General features: G+C 63.4%; 12 protein-coding genes. All 12 read right to left on the bottom strand.

The window, feature by feature from the left end; all coding sequences use genetic code 11:
• Positions 1–49: 49 nt before the first annotated feature.
• The 12 genes from KP004_RS14425 to KP004_RS14480 all read right to left on the bottom strand — a co-directional run bounded on the left by KP004_RS14425 (position 50) and on the right by KP004_RS14480 (position 16,073).
• Positions 50–322, bottom strand: coding sequence for a hypothetical protein (locus KP004_RS14425; protein ID WP_216799210.1), 273 nt, complete (start codon positions 320–322; stop codon positions 50–52).
• 21 nt (positions 323–343) lie between these two features.
• On the bottom strand, positions 344–532 hold the full coding sequence (locus KP004_RS14430; RefSeq protein ID WP_216799211.1) for a ferredoxin: 189 nt from the start codon (positions 530–532) through the stop codon (positions 344–346).
• Between the two features lie 147 nt (positions 533–679).
• Positions 680–979, bottom strand: coding sequence for a DUF1540 domain-containing protein (locus KP004_RS14435; protein ID WP_216799212.1), 300 nt, complete (start codon positions 977–979; stop codon positions 680–682).
• Between the two features lie 78 nt (positions 980–1,057).
• Positions 1,058–1,351, bottom strand: a complete 294-nt coding sequence (hgcB, locus tag KP004_RS14440; protein WP_216799213.1) for a mercury methylation ferredoxin HgcB — start codon at positions 1,349–1,351, stop codon at positions 1,058–1,060.
• 10 nt (positions 1,352–1,361) lie between these two features.
• Complete coding sequence (gene hgcA, locus KP004_RS14445; RefSeq protein ID WP_275423139.1) at positions 1,362–2,522, bottom strand: mercury methylation corrinoid protein HgcA; 1,161 nt, start codon at positions 2,520–2,522, stop codon at positions 1,362–1,364.
• Positions 2,519–2,920, bottom strand: coding sequence for an ArsR/SmtB family transcription factor (locus KP004_RS14450; protein ID WP_216799214.1), 402 nt, complete (start codon positions 2,918–2,920; stop codon positions 2,519–2,521). The genes hgcA and KP004_RS14450 overlap by 4 nt, the downstream gene beginning before the upstream one ends.
• A gap of 106 nt (positions 2,921–3,026) precedes the next feature.
• Positions 3,027–6,044, bottom strand: coding sequence for a PKD domain-containing protein (locus KP004_RS14455; RefSeq protein ID WP_216799215.1), 3,018 nt, complete (start codon positions 6,042–6,044; stop codon positions 3,027–3,029).
• Between the two features lie 18 nt (positions 6,045–6,062).
• Positions 6,063–6,500, bottom strand: coding sequence for a cytochrome C (locus KP004_RS14460; protein ID WP_216799216.1), 438 nt, complete (start codon positions 6,498–6,500; stop codon positions 6,063–6,065).
• Positions 6,501–6,842: 342 nt separating this feature from the next.
• Complete coding sequence (locus KP004_RS14465; RefSeq protein WP_216799217.1) at positions 6,843–7,517, bottom strand: response regulator; 675 nt, start codon at positions 7,515–7,517, stop codon at positions 6,843–6,845.
• Between the two features lie 24 nt (positions 7,518–7,541).
• Positions 7,542–9,062 carry a PAS domain-containing sensor histidine kinase gene (locus KP004_RS14470; RefSeq protein WP_239026820.1) on the bottom strand — a complete coding sequence of 507 codons (1,521 nt, stop codon included), beginning with the start codon at positions 9,060–9,062 and terminating at the stop codon, positions 7,542–7,544.
• A gap of 91 nt (positions 9,063–9,153) precedes the next feature.
• Entirely contained in the window at positions 9,154–12,216 is a 3,063-nt protein-coding gene (locus KP004_RS14475; RefSeq protein WP_216799218.1) for a PKD domain-containing protein, read from the bottom strand.
• Positions 12,217–12,377: 161 nt separating this feature from the next.
• Positions 12,378–16,073: a PKD domain-containing protein gene (locus KP004_RS14480; protein WP_216799219.1), complete on the bottom strand. Its 3,696-nt coding sequence runs from the start codon at positions 16,071–16,073 to the stop codon at positions 12,378–12,380.
• Between the last annotated feature and the right edge of the window lie 4 nt (positions 16,074–16,077).

Consider the following 16,077-nt stretch of genomic DNA (forward strand, 5'->3'; position numbering starts at 1 on the left):
ATTGCTCGGATTCCCTCAGATTTTCTCCGTGGCCAACGGTTTTCGGTTCCTATTCGGTTTCGGCCTTGGCGGGGTCGTAGGCGCTGTCCGGATCGCACTCCGGACGGAGGTAGCGCTCCAGTCCTTCATAGAGGTTATCCGAGGTCAGCTTGATCGCCATCACCATGTCCATCTCCTGAACGATCCCCTGCTTCAGGTAGCTCAGGTGCAGCCGGTCCACCAGCCCCTTCAACTGCTGCGACAGGCAGTAGACCTCCTTCAGCATGACGTAGTTGCTCTCGGCTAGTTCCTGCAGCCTTTCGTCTTTCAGTCCGGATGTCATGTTCCCTCCCCGGCGCGCGTTTCAACGCCAAGCGATACAGTTGACGGGGCAGCTGTCTATGGCCTTTTGGATCTTCTCCCTGTCTCCGCCCCGTTGCACGTACACCTCGGACACGCCGTCGCCGTTTAGCCGGAACAAGTCGGGGAGTATGCTCACACAAAGCCCGCACCCTATACAAATCTGCTGGTCGACGTACACCTGGCTCGGCATCGGTAGTCCCTCCGGGTCTGAGCTGCGAAACGGATAAACGATACACGATGATCGGCAAATGTCGAACCCGCCCGGGGCAGGGGCGGGAGCCTCGAGAGGTGCTGCGGAAGGGGGCTGCGGTTCTTGGGGAATGGGAGCCGCGACGGGCTATTTCGGCTTGTAGGTGAAGCAGTCGGGATGCGACTCGTGCATGCCGACGTCCACGGCGGGAGCCGCACATTCCAGGGACTGGTTGTAGCTGCAGCTCTCCACCTTGCAGGCCCCGATGCCGCCCTGGACGTCGACGATCCCCCCCTTCTGGCTCCCCTGCATGAAGGTGTCACACTCGGGGCAGGTGTCGCCGGGGCCGCCCACGGTGATGGCGAGCGTGTGGCAGGAATTGTGTTTATTGTAGGCGCACTGCGTTACGTTGCAGGAACTGATCTTGACCATCTGCTTCTCTTGCATGTTCTGCCTCCTTTGGCGGCCCCCTTCGCGCATTAGGAGTTTTTAACAGACACGACTTGATAGTCAAGCGGGACCACGCTACCCGCAGCATCCCCCGCTGCTGATGCCCGGAATCTTCTTCTCCCGGAGCCACTCATGGATCATCCCGCTGGCGCACCCTACCCCGGCGTCCACCTTGAGCGCGGCGGCGGGACAGTTGAGCGCGCAGGCGCCGCACTCCATGCAGGCGTCCCGGTCGACGACGAGGGCCTTTTCCCCCTCGATCCGGAAGACCTGGTGCGGGCAGACTTCGACGCAGCGGCCGCAACCGATGCAAAGTGGGGCGGCGAGCTCGAGAGTGGCCACCCCCTCCAGATACCTGAACCCTTTCATAGTTCCTCCCTTAGGCCAGAAGCCGACCGGCTACGACGACGAAAAACGCGCTCGCGAGGGCACCGGCCATGAGCGGCAGTCCCAGGCGCATCTCCTTCTTCACGCCGGATTTCGAGGTGTACGTGGTGCAGCCGGTGAAGTTGAGGGTGTAGAAGGAGGAGACGGCCGGTAGCGCCAGGAAGGCCGCTACGGTCGCCGCCCACCCCCACCCCGCCCCGGCGAGCAGGTAGACAAGCGCGCAGTAGAGCACCCCGGCGAAGGCCCCCTTGACCGCGAAGCTCCTGGTGGGCAGCAGCGGCAGCAGCAGCGGACCGACGGCGACCCCGGTGCAGACCGCCCCCAGGAAGGCAAGCGCCGCTGCGGCCGCGGCATCTGCGCCCCAGACGAGTCTCGCCACGAGGTAGATGAGCGCCGCCACCGGGAGCACCGGCTTGGCCGCCAGCACCAGTTCCACCGGGATCAGCACCATGCGGTCATACCAGTTGAAGCGGAGCTCGCGCATGGCGGGGGTGCTCGCCCCCCCCTGGTCCAAAAAGGCGGGGAGATCGGCCGCGCGCATGGTGGCGTAGACGACGTCGAAGCCGCTTCTTTGCTTCACCCGGTGCGCCGACACACCGGCGGCGCCCAGGATGGGAAGGATGAGCCGCCGGTGGCTGACCACCTGGGCGAGCCCGCTCTTTTCGATGCGGCGCACCAGCTCGCCGGTGCCGAAGGTCCCCTTCCCCGCCGCGCACCATACGTTGATTCCGTAGGTCTCCAGGACCAAAAGCCAGACGTTCCTGCCGCAAAGCGCCCGCCGCACGATGTCGTAGCTCATCTTGTAGTTGGCGGTCACGACGACCGGAGCCTCCGAGCCGGGAGAGCCGATGGCGTAGAGGCCGGGGGGAACCATGAAGGTCATCCGGTTGATACCCCAGCGCGCCAGGCAGGCGCCCAGGTGATCGGCAAGGGTCAGGGTGCCGTCGACCTGGGGCGCGCGGCCGCTGCCGGCCGGTATCCAGCGCTGGAAGCCCGGGACGTTTTCGCTGATCTCTCCGCCGCCGGCGGAGGTGGGGGGACCTCAGCAGGGGGGAGCATCCGGGTTGGCGCCTTCCTGCGGCGCCGCCATGGAGGATACCGGCTGCTTCACCTCGATCTTCTTGAACCGGCGCATCCTGATCTCTTCGCTCATGGTTCTCCCTCCCCGGGGTCGCGCCCCTCTAGATCCGATTTTTTGGATTTCACCGCCTCGGGACAGCAGGCAAGCCCCCTTCTCTCCCGCAGCCGCCGCAGGTCCTCCCGTGCCGTATCCGTGACCAGGAGGAAGTTGCGCAAGACCGGAACCAGGAATTGCTGCACCGGCTCCAGGGAGGCGTTGATCGAGTAGTGGTTCCAGGCCCCGCCCCTTCTCCCCTTGACCCACCCTGCGCTTTTCAGGATGGCGAGCTGACGGGAGACGGTGGACTGGGGGAGCTTGAGGACGGCGACGAGGTCGCAGACGCAGAGCTCCTCGGCCTGAAGCAAGAGCGCCAACAAGCGCAGCCTGGTCTGGTCGTCCAGGGACTGAAACAGCAGGGCGATGTTTTCCATGCGGGGAAACATATCCGCAAAAGCGGATACGGTCAAGCCGAAAATAAAGAAGCCCGGAGGATCTCTCCTCCGGGCTCATTTCACTACGACTCCCTAACGTTGCACTTTATTGGGGAGTGACGACCTGCTGCATGTAGCCGACCTGAACGCCGGTGTTGCTGTAGCAGTAGATCTTGATGGTCTTCGCGGTCTTGGTGGCGTAGGTGTGGTTGACCGTGATGGAGCTGGTTGTGATGCCGGTCTTGGTGGTCACGCCGCCGTCGCCCCAGTAGATCTTGGCGGTGGCGGTACCGGCCGGCAGGCTCGCGAAGGTGGCGGTGGTGCCGACATAGGTGATGGTGATGACCGGATCGACCACGTTAATGGTGCTGCTTACGGTGCGGACCTTGCCCTCTTCGTCGGTCACCGTCAGGTAGATGATCTTGCTGCCGGTGCTGGCGAAGTTGAGCGTGGCGTCCTTGCCGACGACCGGGGTGCTGTTGTCGGAAGTGGTCCACTGGTAGGTCACTGTGCCGACGTCAGCGGTGTTGCCGGCGTTGGGCTGAGCGAAGGCTGCGCTCACCGCGTAGTTTTTGTCTTTGATCCACTGCACGCCGAACTGGCTGGCGTTTTCGTCGATCAGTGCGTTGATGCCCGCCACCGGGTCGACTCCGATACCGTAGTCGGCCATGTTGGTGGAGAGGGTGTTCAGATAGGTCACGAACTGGTCGCGGGTATCGGCGACCTTCGTGCCGTTGCGGTAGATCGGGTCGTTGACGTAGACCTTCCCTTTCAGCCCCAGCGGGCCGGAGTCGGTCTGCGGGGAGATGCGGATCTGCTTACCGGCAGCGGCGGTGATGGTGAGAGCGCCGCCAGCCTCGGTGATGGTGAAGTCGGCGTTGGACCTCATGCTGGCCGGGAATGCGGCGAGCACTTCCGCCATGGTGGTGGCGTTGTCTTTACCCAGCTGCGCGGTGCGGAAGGTGATTTTGGCGGGATCCGCATCGTTTTCCGGACGAACCTCGATCTTGAGCAGCCACCCTTTGGTGGAGGTCGCCTTGGACTTGACATCGCCAAGGGTCGCGCAGAAGAACGGGCTGGTGGGGCCGGAGCAGACAGCGGCCGGAGCGTCACCGGTGATGGTGCTGTACCAGGTGGTGTCGCGGGTCTGGAAGGTCTGCTCGTAGATGACCTCGCTCCTGTCGATGTTGCGCAGGGTCTGGTTGGCCACGGGGGTGGTCGCGTAGGGACCGTCGAACTTGGTCAGCAGGGTGACCGGTACCGTCCTGTCGCCCTTCTTGGTCACGACGCTCGGATGGGAGTCGGTGATGTCGGCAAGGCCGTTGACCTTGGTGAAAGTGGTGACCTGGTTGGACATGAAGCGGAAGTTGAAATTGGTGCCGTCAGCGGTACCGTCCATGTTCCCTTTGATCGGGTAGGCCCCGTTGTAGAAGCCTTTGTCGGTGCCGTGGCAGTCGGCGCAGCCACCTTTACCCCAGGCCATCTTGCTGGTCCGTGCGATGTTGTGGCTTGCCTTGAACGGAACCATCAGGAAGGACATCTTGGGGATCAGTTTGTAGGTGTTGGCGGCGTCGTTGATGCCCAGGAGCTGCTTGAGGCCGCCCGGGTAGGTGCCGGAGCCGGTGCTGGCCGTGCCGGTGCCGTCGCCGCTGATCCTGGCGAGGAGGGCGGTCACCTCGACCTCGTTCACCCAGCTGCCGTCCGCTTCCTGATGCATGGTGACCGCGGTGGCGCCCACGGCGTTGTTCAGGTCGTTGATGTGGGTCTGCAGCAGGGTATCCATGCCGGCGTTGCGGCCGTCGTTGTTGGCGTCGAGGCCGCCGTTGGCGGTATCCATCCCGTTCATGTCGCGAACGAAGGAGGAGGTGAGCAGGTTGGCACCGTAGAGTTTGCCGTTGTTCCAGTACAGGGCGTTGCCGGCGGTGCCGGCCATGTTGCGGGCGACCTGCGGCTCGTCGTGCAGGGCCACGCGCCCTTCCGCATCCGCGCCGGTACCGTCGACGATGGCGCCGCCGTCGAACTCCTTGTTGATGTGGCAGGCGGTGCAGTCCATGATGTCCATGTGGCTGGCCGGGTTGCCGTCCTTGTCGAAGGCGATCTTCGCGGTCAGGCCTTTGTTCGCATGGGCGGTCTTGGAGTTCGGCGCGCCGTAGGTCGGCCAGGTCTGAGTGGTCGCCGGCTCATGGCAGTCGGAGCAGTGCTTGAAGGCGACGGTATCGAGCTTGTTCCACATGGCGTCGAAGTCGGAAGCGCCACCCTTGGCGGGGTCGCAAAGACCCAGCTTGTCGTCGATCAGGCCGGAGGTGCCGACTGTGGGGCTGGCGATGTCCTTGCGCTCGTGGCAGGCCATGCAGCCCAGGCTGTAGTGGACTTCCTGACCATCAAGCCACTGCTCGCCGCGCTTTTTCCAGTCGACGTTGTACTGGGACTGGTGGCAGGCGGAGCAGTTGGTGGACACGGGCTTGCTGTTCAGGGTGGAGCTCAGGTCGACGTAGAGCTTGCCGGAGGCGTTGGTCTTGACCGCGGTGTAGTTGTAGAAGACGCTGGTGCCGTTGGCGACGGCGTTGGTCAGCTTGGCGCCGACCGCGCGGGATGCGTCGAACTCGCCATTTCTCACCGCTTCCTTGCGGGCCGCCCAGTCATAGCCGGTCTGGTGGCACATGAGGCAGTCCATCTCCAGGACGCCGGTCTGGGCGTAGTCCTGCTTCACGACCTCGCCGCGCTTGGTCAGATCGGTGTTGAAGATGTCGATGAAGTAGTTCCAGGCGGTGACCGCGGAGCCGAAGTCGAAGGTACGCAGGGACGCGCGCTCATGCGGCTTGTAGGTCGAGGTGCTCATGTTGGCATAGACGTACTCGTTCATGCCGCCGCCCACGTGGCACTCGGCGCAGTCGCGCATGACGCCTGCGTTGGAGTTGTCGACCTTCTGCTTGTAGGCGAGCTGCCCCGCGCCGGAATCGGCACCGAAGGAGAAGATCTCGAAGTTGATGCCGGTCGGGTTTGCCACCTGCCCGGAACCCGGGGTGGTGGGGTCCACCATGACACTGCCGAAGTTTACGGTTTCGAACCGGTTGGTGGTGCCGTTGTAGCTTGCGCCTGCGCCGTCTTTATATGCTCTCGCCAACTGGCGAGCGGAGGGCGGTCACCAGCTCCCGAAGTGGCCGGGGCTCTGCACCCAGTTCTTGCCCTGGGGGCCTGCGCCCGGACGCCACTTGTCGCCGGTTTTGGTGTAGGGGTTGTAGGCGTCAGGGTTGGCGGGGTTGAACCCCCTGAACTCGTTGGCGCCCAGCTGGGTGTGGTAGCTGTGCCTTTCGATGTCGTCGTAGCTGAACTTGGCGTTGCCGACGGCGCTGTTGCCGTGGCAGGCGACGCCGTTGTTGGTGCCGAAGCAGGTCTGCTTCACGCTGTAGGCAGGGGCGGCCAGGCCGGCTGCCGGACGGGCGATCTCGTTGCCCTGCCAGTCCTTAAGGATGATGCTGGTGTGGTCGCCGGTGGCAGCGAGCGCCGATCCCGCAGCGAGTCCCAAAAGGACCGCGGAGGAGACGGCGGCCGCTTTGACGACCTTCCTCGTGTGTTGCATGTGGAGCCTCCTTGAAGATTTCATTGTTGCCATGTCATGGTCGCCGCGGACGCGGCGACGGCAGCAAGCACGCCGGGTTCCCCGGTGGGGGAACCGGGGCGCGGTGCGTGAACTCCGCTTTGGTCGGAAGAGAGCCGAGCCAGTTGGAGTCCAGAAAGCAGGAAGTGTACCCATGCAACTGGGGTGTTGGCATTACGCGGACAAACTCAGTATTTTCAACTAATTGCGGAATGATGCAGCGAAGTGAGGGGGATTATTGCAGTGTGAGGCGGGCGTCAAACTGGGGCAAACACCCCACCGACAGGGAAGAAGGTGGGGTATTTGCCTTAGCAGGGTACTTTTCTATTTCCACTGCTCCAGGTCGATGAGTCCCAGGCGTGCGGCGTAACGCACCAGCTCGATGCGGCTGTGCACGTCCAGCTTCTTCATCAGGTTGGTGCGGTGGTTCTCGACGGTCTTGGCGCTCACCTGGAGCTGTTCGGCGATGCTGCGGGAGGAGCCTCCCTCGGCCACCAGGCGCATCACCTGCTGTTCCCGGGCGGAAAGCAGCGCGTAACGCGCGTCCTGCACGGCGCCTTCCTTGCCCTGGCCGCACAGATGCCTGATCACCATGTCTCCGGAGAGCTGGCCGTCGAGGAAGTGCTCACCCTGCGAGAGCGCATCCATCGCCTCGATGAGCCGGTCGCTGGTGGCCTCCTTGACGATGTAGCCGCGTGCGCCGGCCTTGAAGGAGTCGGTGGCGTACTCGAGGTTCTGGTACATGCTGAGCATCAGGATCTTCACGGAAGGAACCGCCTGGATGATCTTCCTGGTCGCCTCGATGCCGCTCATGTCCGGAAGCGAGACGTCCATGGTCATCAGGTCGGGGGCGAGTTCCTGGGCCAGGCGCAGCGCCTCTTCGCCGCTGCCCGCCTCGCCGACGGTCTCGTACTTGGTACTTCTGGCGATCAGGCTCTTCAGCCCGTCGCGAAAAAGTGGATGATCATCCACGATGATGACACGGCTCTTTGCTGCCATCTGTCCTCCTCATTGCATTGCAAATCAGACCGCGCTGCGGGTCCATGCCCCGCCCCGGTCGTTATTTCTGAGCAGCTCCGATTCCGCTTCTTCCGCGATGGGTATCTCGACGGTGAGGCGCGTCCCCATGCCGGGGTTGGAGTGGATCTTGAAGGAGCCGTGCAAAAGCTCCACCCGCTCCGCCATCCCCACCAGTCCCAGTCCCCCGCCGCGCTTTCCTTTGCACGAGGCGGCATCAAAGCCCGTACCGTTATCCCTGATGCGCATCCTCACGATCGGGTACGAGGCCACCAGCTGGATCCCCACCTCGGTCGCTCCGGCATGTTTCACGACGTTGTTGAGCGCCTCCTGCACCACGCGGTACAGGTTGATCTCGGCATCCTGGGAAAGGCGCACCCCTTCCATGCCGTGGTGGGTGAAGGTCACCTTCAGCCCCTGGCGTGCGGCGAGCTGATCGCAGTCGTTGCCGATCGCCTCGACCAGCCCGAGCCGCTCCAGCGAAGCCGGGCGCAGTCCCGCGCTCAGGTGACGCACGCTCTCCACCCCTCCCTTTAACATCTGGGAGAGCTGTCCCAGCCGGGCGGCGACGTCCCCCGGCGCTCCCGCGAAGTCCTGCGCCAGGAGGTCCACGGCGATCTTGGCGGCGTTGAGACGCTGCCCGAGGTCGTCGTGCAGTTCCCGGGAGAGGTGCTTTCTCTCCTCCTCCTGGACGTTTATGAGCCGGTGCGACAGGGCGCGGACCTTCTCCTCCGCCTCCTTGCGCTCCGTGATGTCGCGGGCGACGGCGAGTTTGGTGGGACGGTCGATGCCAGGCATCCGGACCGGGAGTTCGATGACGGAGTACCAGCACTGGGCGAGCTGGTTGAAGTACTCCTTCTGCATGGGGCGCTCGGAGATGAAGACGTGGTCGGTGGAGCAGTCCTCGCACGGGGACTCGAGGCCCCGGCACAGCTTGTAGCAGTACTCCTTGTCCATCTCGCCGCGCAGCGCGGCCTTCATCTTGCGGTTTGCGTAGACCAGGCGGTAGTCGTCGGTGACCACGTAGACGCGGTCTTCCATGGCGTCCAGCAAAAGGCGCAGCGTCTCCTGGGAGGCATGCATCGCCTCGCCGATCAGCTTGCAGTCGGTGCGGTCCAGGAAGGTGCCGAAAACGGCCGGTTCCCCCTGCACCTCGATGAGCCGGGCCTCCACCTCGATCCAGAAGGGGGTGCCGTCCACCTTGGCCGAGGGCTGCCCCCAGGAGATCTTTTCGTAGTTGCCGGAAAGGAGCTGCTCGTGCACCTTCCGGAACAGGTCCACGCTCTGCCAGTCCGGGTAGACCTTGGCGAACATGTCGCGGCCGATCAGGCTCTCGTGGTCCCGGTAGCCGAAGATCTCCCCGAAGCGCTGGTTGAGGAATATGGCCTTGCCGTTTTGGATCACGTAGATCCCGTCGGAGAGGTTGGCCACTATGCTGGCGAAAAGGTCCGTTTTCACTGTCACCTCTTTCTTGTCCGCTGGCTGCCTGACCAGGAAACGGCAGCGGTAGATTACCTTATTGGGCAAGCCCTGTTCAATATAAAAAGCTTCTTTGCCGGACGCCGGCACTATCGAAGGGGAAGCCCGGAGGATGTTCATCCTCCGGGCTTTTGTCATGTCAGGGTGTGATGATCTTCGTCGCGTACCCCAATTGTCCTCCACCGGAATTGTAACAGTACACCTTGATCTGTTTCGCGGTGCCGGTCGAGTAGTGGTGCACCACAGAAACGGAGGGGGTGTTGGTGGTGACCGTGCTGATCAAGCCGTCGCCCCAGTAGATCTTCATGTATGCCGTGCCTGCCGGGAAGCTCGTGAAGGTCGCCGTGTCGCTGACCGGCTCCCAACTGATGGAGATGGGGGGCACGATGGCGGTGACGCTGGTGGACGTGGTACGGGTGATCCCCTCCTCGTCGGTCACGGTGAGGGTGATGGTCTTCGCGCCGGTGGAGCCGAAGACGATGGAGGCGTTCTGGGAGTTGCCGCCGGTGATCACCGCGCCGGAGTCCGAGCTGCCCCAGGCGTAGCTCACCTGCCCCACCAGCGTCTCGCCGGCGTCGTATTTGCCGTTTTTGTTGGCATCCAGGAACTGGGCCGGCGGGCAGGACAGGGCAACCGGCAGGCCTATCACCACCTGAGTGCCGAACTGGGTGCTGTCGGCATCGGCGATCGCGTTGATGGCCGGAACGGGAGGGAGGCCGAGCCCGTAGGCGGCCGGATCGATGGCGTTCAACGCCGCGACCCTGGACGCGTCATACCCGAGGAACTCCGAGCGGCTGATGTCCCGGGTGCTTTTGGCCACGGTGTCGGCGAAGCTGATGCTGCGCCTGATGCCGTCTCGGTCCCAGGAAACGGCCTTGGCCGCGACCTGCCCGTTGCTGTTCCATCTGACGGTGACGGGGATGGTCGAGCTGTCCGGGGCTTTTGCCTTGCCGATCATGTTGATGCTGCCGTTGTAGACGCCGCCGGTGCCGCCGTGGCAGTCGGAGCAGCCGTAGATGGTGACCCCGTTGCTGCCGGTAGCGGTCTTGCCCAGGGCGAACTGACCGGTGGAAAGGACGTTATGCGTGATCAGGTACGGCTCCGATTCCAGCACGAGCTGCGGTACCAGACCGGGATCTTTGGTGGTCACCTGTGAGCGGTAGGCCTCGATCTCGGCGGGACGGGTGAACATCACGGCGCCGTCGGCGTTTTTGACGGACTGGGAGTCGAAGCCGGTGTTGCCGGTGAGCCCGGTGGGAATCCTGTTGTTCTCCTGGTTCACACCGAACCGGAAGTTCTCCTTTACCGCTCTTTGGAAAAACGGGTCCGCCGCCACGATCTTTCCGTTGTTGCTCATCCCCGTGGTGAACCCGTCGCCGTTGGCGTCCTTGGACCCCACGTTGTTCCAGTAGATGCCGGTGACGTAGTTGAAGGGATAGATGAGGCGCCGCCAAAGGGGGTTGGGCGTCCCGTCGGCGCGCAGCTTGGGGACGGTCTCCTTCCAGCTGTAGGCCAAATCGACCCGCTCGGGCCCTGAGCTTTGGTCCAGTGCGTTGCCGACGAAGTTGAAGAACTGGGCGCCGGTGCTGTAGTCGATGGAACGCGCGGCGGCGTAGCGCTTCTGGATATGGCAGCTGGTGCAGGAGATGATGTCGAGGTGGCTGCCGGTGAACTGCACCTCCGCGCCCTTGTCGTCCAGGCGCTTGGCCCCCGGCACGATCTTGGCCATCAGCCCCGCCTTGCTGTGGGAGTTGTCCGGGACCGGGGCGTAGAACCAGTCGGTATCGGTCACGCCGTCGCCGTTCACGTCGCCTTTGAGGACGTGGCAGTCATAGCAGAACTTGACCGTGCCGCCGAACTCGTCAGCGCCTTCGCCCATGGGGTCGTACCCCTTGCCGGGGCTGTGCATGTAGTTCGCGTCGTTCGATTTCCACGCCTGGAACTTCCCGGTCTGGGAATGGCAGCCGGAGCACTGCAGCCCCTTGTGCAACTCGTCGGAGTTCCAGATGTCGCCCCGCTTCACCATGTCGCTCAGGTAGCGGGCCGGCTTCACGTTGCCGGGGTTGGCCGGGTCGTCGGAGGGGACGGCATCGTAGGCGTAGAACTGCTTCTTCCAATCCACACCGGCCTGGTTTTTCACCGCGGTGGGCATGTGGCAGTGCACGCAGTTGCCCGCCTGCGGGAAGCGGGTGATGCGGTCGGTGAAGGAAAAGTCGAGGTAAAGGTTGCCGTCGCTTGCCACCATCACCTGGCTTGCATCGTAATCCATGCTGAAACCGTCGCCGGCCGCGGCATCGAGCACCGCAAGCCCGGAACCGACGGTCCCTGCGTTATAGAGGCGCTGGTAGCGGGTGATCTCCTCGTTGCGGGCCAGGTGGTCGTACCCCTGGAGGTGGCACATAAGGCAATCGAGCTGCAAGGTCCCGTTGCTCCCCCACTGCGCCCAGTCGACCTGCTGCACCGTGTCGTTGGCGACGAAGAAATCCCACGGGTTCAAAGGAACGCGCCGGGGGTAGTAAGGGCTTGAAAGCGGCAGAGGGAAGATGAAGTCGTTGGCGATGGATTGGTTGCGGAATTCGTTGTCGAGGTTGCTGTGCACGCCGCCGGCACCCAAATCCTTGCCGAAATAACTGCTGACGCGCCAGGAGAAGGTGAAGCCGTAGGGGTTGGTAATCCCCGGACCGCCGCCCACGTGGCAGACACCGCATTCCGTGGTGAATTCGAAGGCTCCGAGGTCCAGTTTCTTCACCAGGTCGGCTTCGGTGGCGTAGGTGGTGTTCATGTTGCCCAGCTGCCGGTTGTAGACGGGGGACCACCTGCCGAATTTGCCCGGGCCGGAGACCCAGGGTTTCTCCTTGTCGTAGCCGTAGCCGTACTCGGGAAGGACGATCTTGTTGTAGGACATAGTGGCATGGCGATTCTTGTTCTCGTTCGCCACGATGTCGAAGTGACAAAGGTTGCAGCTGGCGCGAATCCCGAAGGGGGCCAACCCCTTGTACCGACCGTCGACGGCCGGCCCGTATGGCCTGATCGGCGACATGCTGAAGTAGTCCAGAAGCGGGATCCCGGCCATGGCGGGGTTGAACTGAATGCCGCGGTACCCGGTCTCGCCGGGTTTAGGGTGTGCAGCTTGTGCATCCGGTGACACCATCAGAAGTGATGCTGCCAGTATAGCGAGTGCGACGGACAACGTTTTTCTCATACGGCCTCCTGAATCGTGGTGGGTGCTGCCGAAATGGGACTACGTGTTGCCTTTTGCAGCTGCAACCCCCCTGAGCCGGGGAGGCCTCGATAACATTGGAAAAAGCCCGGAGGGGTTGCCTCCGGGCTGAATTACATCTTCATTGCAGCTACCCTAACGGACTAGGGATAGACGACCGCCTGCATGTAGCCAAGCTGGACGCCGGTGTTGCTGTAGCAGTAGATCTTGATGGTTTTCGCGGTCTTGGTCGCGTAGGTGTGGTTGACCGTGATCGTGGTGGTGGTGATGCCGCTCTTCGTAGTCACGCCGCCGTCGCCCCAGTAGATCTTGGCGGAAGCGGTGCCGGTGGGCAGGCTTTCGAAGGTAGCGGTGCTGCCGGCATAGGTGATGCTGATGGTCGGCTCGATCACGTTGACGGTGGTGCTTACGGTACGCACCTTGCCCTCTTCATCGGACACCGTCAGGTAGATGGTCTTGCTGCCGGTGGTGGCGAAGTTGAGGGTGGCGTTCCTGCCGGTGAGGACCGTGTTGTTCTCGGAGGTGGTCCACTGGTAGGTAACGGTGCCGACGTCGCCGGTGTTGGTGCTGTTGGGCTGGGCAAGGGGTGCGCTGACTGCGTGGTCCTTCGCCTTGACCCACTGCACGCCGAACTGGCTGGCGTTGTCGTCGACGAGCGGGTTGATGGCCGCCACCGGGTCGACCCCGATGCCGTAGGCGGCGAGGTCGGTGGCCACGCCGGTTTCGAGGTAGGTTGCGAACTCGAGGCCGGTCATAGCGGTCGGGGTGCCGACCAAGTGCCCTTTCGCGTCGAGCTCGCCGGCCTTGTAGTACATCGCACCGTCTTCCTCGGGATAGAGGATGTCGGCACGCTCGATGGTGGAGGCGTAGCTGTAGTCGACTCCGCCTACGTTGACGTCATGGACGAAGTTGATTTCACGCGGCTGGCCGAGTTTGTTGTAGCCCTCGAAGTAACCGGTGAGGTCGCCCTTGTAGGCCTTGATGCGGACCGGCTCAAGCGGACGCATCATCATGTTGCCGTCGTCACCCTCGATGCTCCACCCCTGGGCGGTGTGACGCATCGGCTCGCCGGTAGCCGCGTCGACTACCAGGTTGTCGTAGGGGTCAAGGATCGGGGAGTTGCTCGGGTCGTAGCTCTGGGTGGACGGAAGCGCCGGACCGATCATGTCGAAGCTCCCTTTGAAGAAGCCTTTGCCGCTGGCATGGCAATCGGCACAGCCGGTTTTACCCTTGGCGTAGATGGCGGTCGGTTTCACGCCGTGGGTCACCATGAACGGCGCGCCGATCAGGGTGAGGGTGGTGCCATCCCAGGATTTGCCGTCGGTGGCGTTCTTGATGGCGCTGCGGTAGTTCTTGTAGCCGCGGATCTGGTCCGGCTCGGTGAAGACCACCGCACCACTCCAGACGGACGCGTACTTCCAGTTGTCGTTGGCGAACCTGCCGGTCTGCGGGTTGTACAGGCTCTGGTATGCGCCGGCGGTCGGGTCGGTCATGTTGGCCGGGGTGCCGAAGCCACCGAAGCCGGTGGAGATTACGGAAAGCGGTCCCGGCATGAAGTTGAAGCCGGACTTCAGGTCGCGCATGATCCACGGGTCGAAGATCGGCTTCTCGAACCCGGAGGTGTTGTTCGCGTCGGGAACGTCACCGGTGAAGATGTCGCGGTAGCCCCTAAGCGACGGTTTGGTGATGTCGTTGCCCTGGGCATCGAGGTGGTGGTTACCCGCCAGGTCGGCATCGCCGATCAGCAGGCCGCCCGGCACGCCGTCGCCGTTGGCATCGACCGAACCGCTCTCGTTGTTCCAAAGCACTGCGGTGATCGGGTTGGTCAGGTACAGCTTGCGACGGAACTGCATGTCGGTTTTCGGGGCGTTATCCATGCTAAGCGGCAGTTCCATGTTGCCGTAAGGCTGCCACATGACAACCGGTTTCCACGGCTTGAGCTCGCCGCCCATCTTGGTTACGTCTGCGCCCATGCCGGTCGGGTCCTCGAACAGACCGAGCATCCCCCTCTCGGGGTCGGTGCCGACGATGGCCGGGAAGCGCATGCCGGAGCTGGCATCGAGCGAACGAACGGCCATGCTGACCTTGTTCACGTGGCAGACGGTGCAGTCCATGACGTCGAGGTGGTTACCCCGGCCAAGGACGGTACCACCGGCAACCTTGCCGTCTTCCTGGGTGGTGAAGTTGGACAGCCTGGGCACCCCTTTGCCGCCGTACTGGCCGTGGAGCCCCATCTGGTTGACAACCTGGGTGAGGTTGGCCATGAGGCCTGCCTTGGTGTGGGCGGTGGTCGGGTCGGGCGCGCCGAAGGTGTCGATGGCGTTGCCCTGGTAGTCGGTGCCGGTCACATGGCAGAACTCGCAGCGCTTGATGGTGTTGCGGGTGTCATGCTTTTTGATGGTGGCAGCGAGATCGCCACCCTCGACGACCGGAGCGCGCTCCTTGAACGCCGGCAGGCCGTCCTGGATGGTGGAGGCCGCATCGAAGCCGCGGGCCGGGTCGCACTGGTTCTTGTCGGTGGAGTTGCCGGTGAAGTGGCAACCGGCGCAGCCGAAGGAGCCGTGAACATCCTGGCCGGTCTGCCATGCGTCGCCGCGCTTGAACCACTCGGCGCGGGGGAACGGCATGGTGGAGCGCTTCAGGATGTTCTGGTCGACGGGCTTGCCGTCCATGGTCGAGTAGTACAGCGGGCCGGTCATGGCCATGTTGCCGCCGCCGATCTCACCCTTGGTCGGATCCAGGGCGTTGAACGGAGAGGGGCCCATCGCCTGCGGGTAGGTGAGGCCGGCCATCATCATGGTGCCGGCGTTCTGGCCGGTCACCACCGGGGAGGTGCCGCTTCTCATGAAGGGCGCGTTGATGTCGTAGTTGACCATCTTCTTGCCCAGGGGGCCGACGCCGTTAGCCGGGTCGTACACCATCGGTGCGGAGGAGAGGAAGCCGGTGCTGGTGCCGGTGACGCCGAACATCTCGGGGAAGTTCTTCAGGGTCTTGGTGGCGTGGCACTGGTGGCAGTTGTTCTCGTCAGGCTTTCCTTTGATCTGGTCGGTGACCTTGGCGGTCAGGAAGACCAGCTCGTGGGACGAATAGCTCGCGAAGCCCATCTGCGGCAGCATGGCGCCCATCGGGGTGTCACTGATCTTCACGAAGGAGGACTTGCCGCTGTTCGGGTCGTACCCCATGTAGGTCGGCGACAGGGAGAACATGTCGAAGAGCCCGGCGCCGGTGGTCGGGGTGGCCGAGAGGGAACCGGCCTGGACCATCACGGAGGCGCTGACGTTGTCGTAGCCCTTGAGGTGGCAGAACAGGCAGTCCATCTCCTTGACGTTCGGCATCATGAGCTGGCCGGCCTTGACGGTGTAGGGAGCGCCGCCGTTGTTGTTGGCCATGGTCATGTCTTTGGGTGCCCAACCGTTGGGAACGATCATCGGGCCGCCGTCCGGGAGGTTCGGGTCAGGCGCGCCGCCCATCCCCATGTAGACCGGGTAGACCCAGGGAGACATGGCGACGAAGGATTTGTCCATACCGGTGGAGGAGTAGTTCTCCCACACGGTCGCGGTGATCGGGTTGAGGTTGGGTGCCTGCCCCATGAAGGCCGGGCCCCAGTCGGCCAGTGCCCTGGCCGGGAGGCGGGTGCCCATCCGGTCCTGCTCGTAGAAGACGCCGCCCACGTGGCAGGTACCGCACATGGTAGCCTGATCCCACAGGGACATGTCGACCTTCGGGTACGCGTTGCCGTAGGCGTCGTTGCCGCCTTTAAGGAAGTTCGCAAAGCCGTCAACACCCGGCTGCATGTAGTTGATGTACTGACCGCTACCGTTCAGCTGATAATCCGCCACCTGG

It is taken from the genome of Geomonas oryzisoli (assembly GCF_018986915.1).
Taxonomy (GTDB): Bacteria; Desulfobacterota; Desulfuromonadia; order Geobacterales; family Geobacteraceae; genus Geomonas; species Geomonas oryzisoli.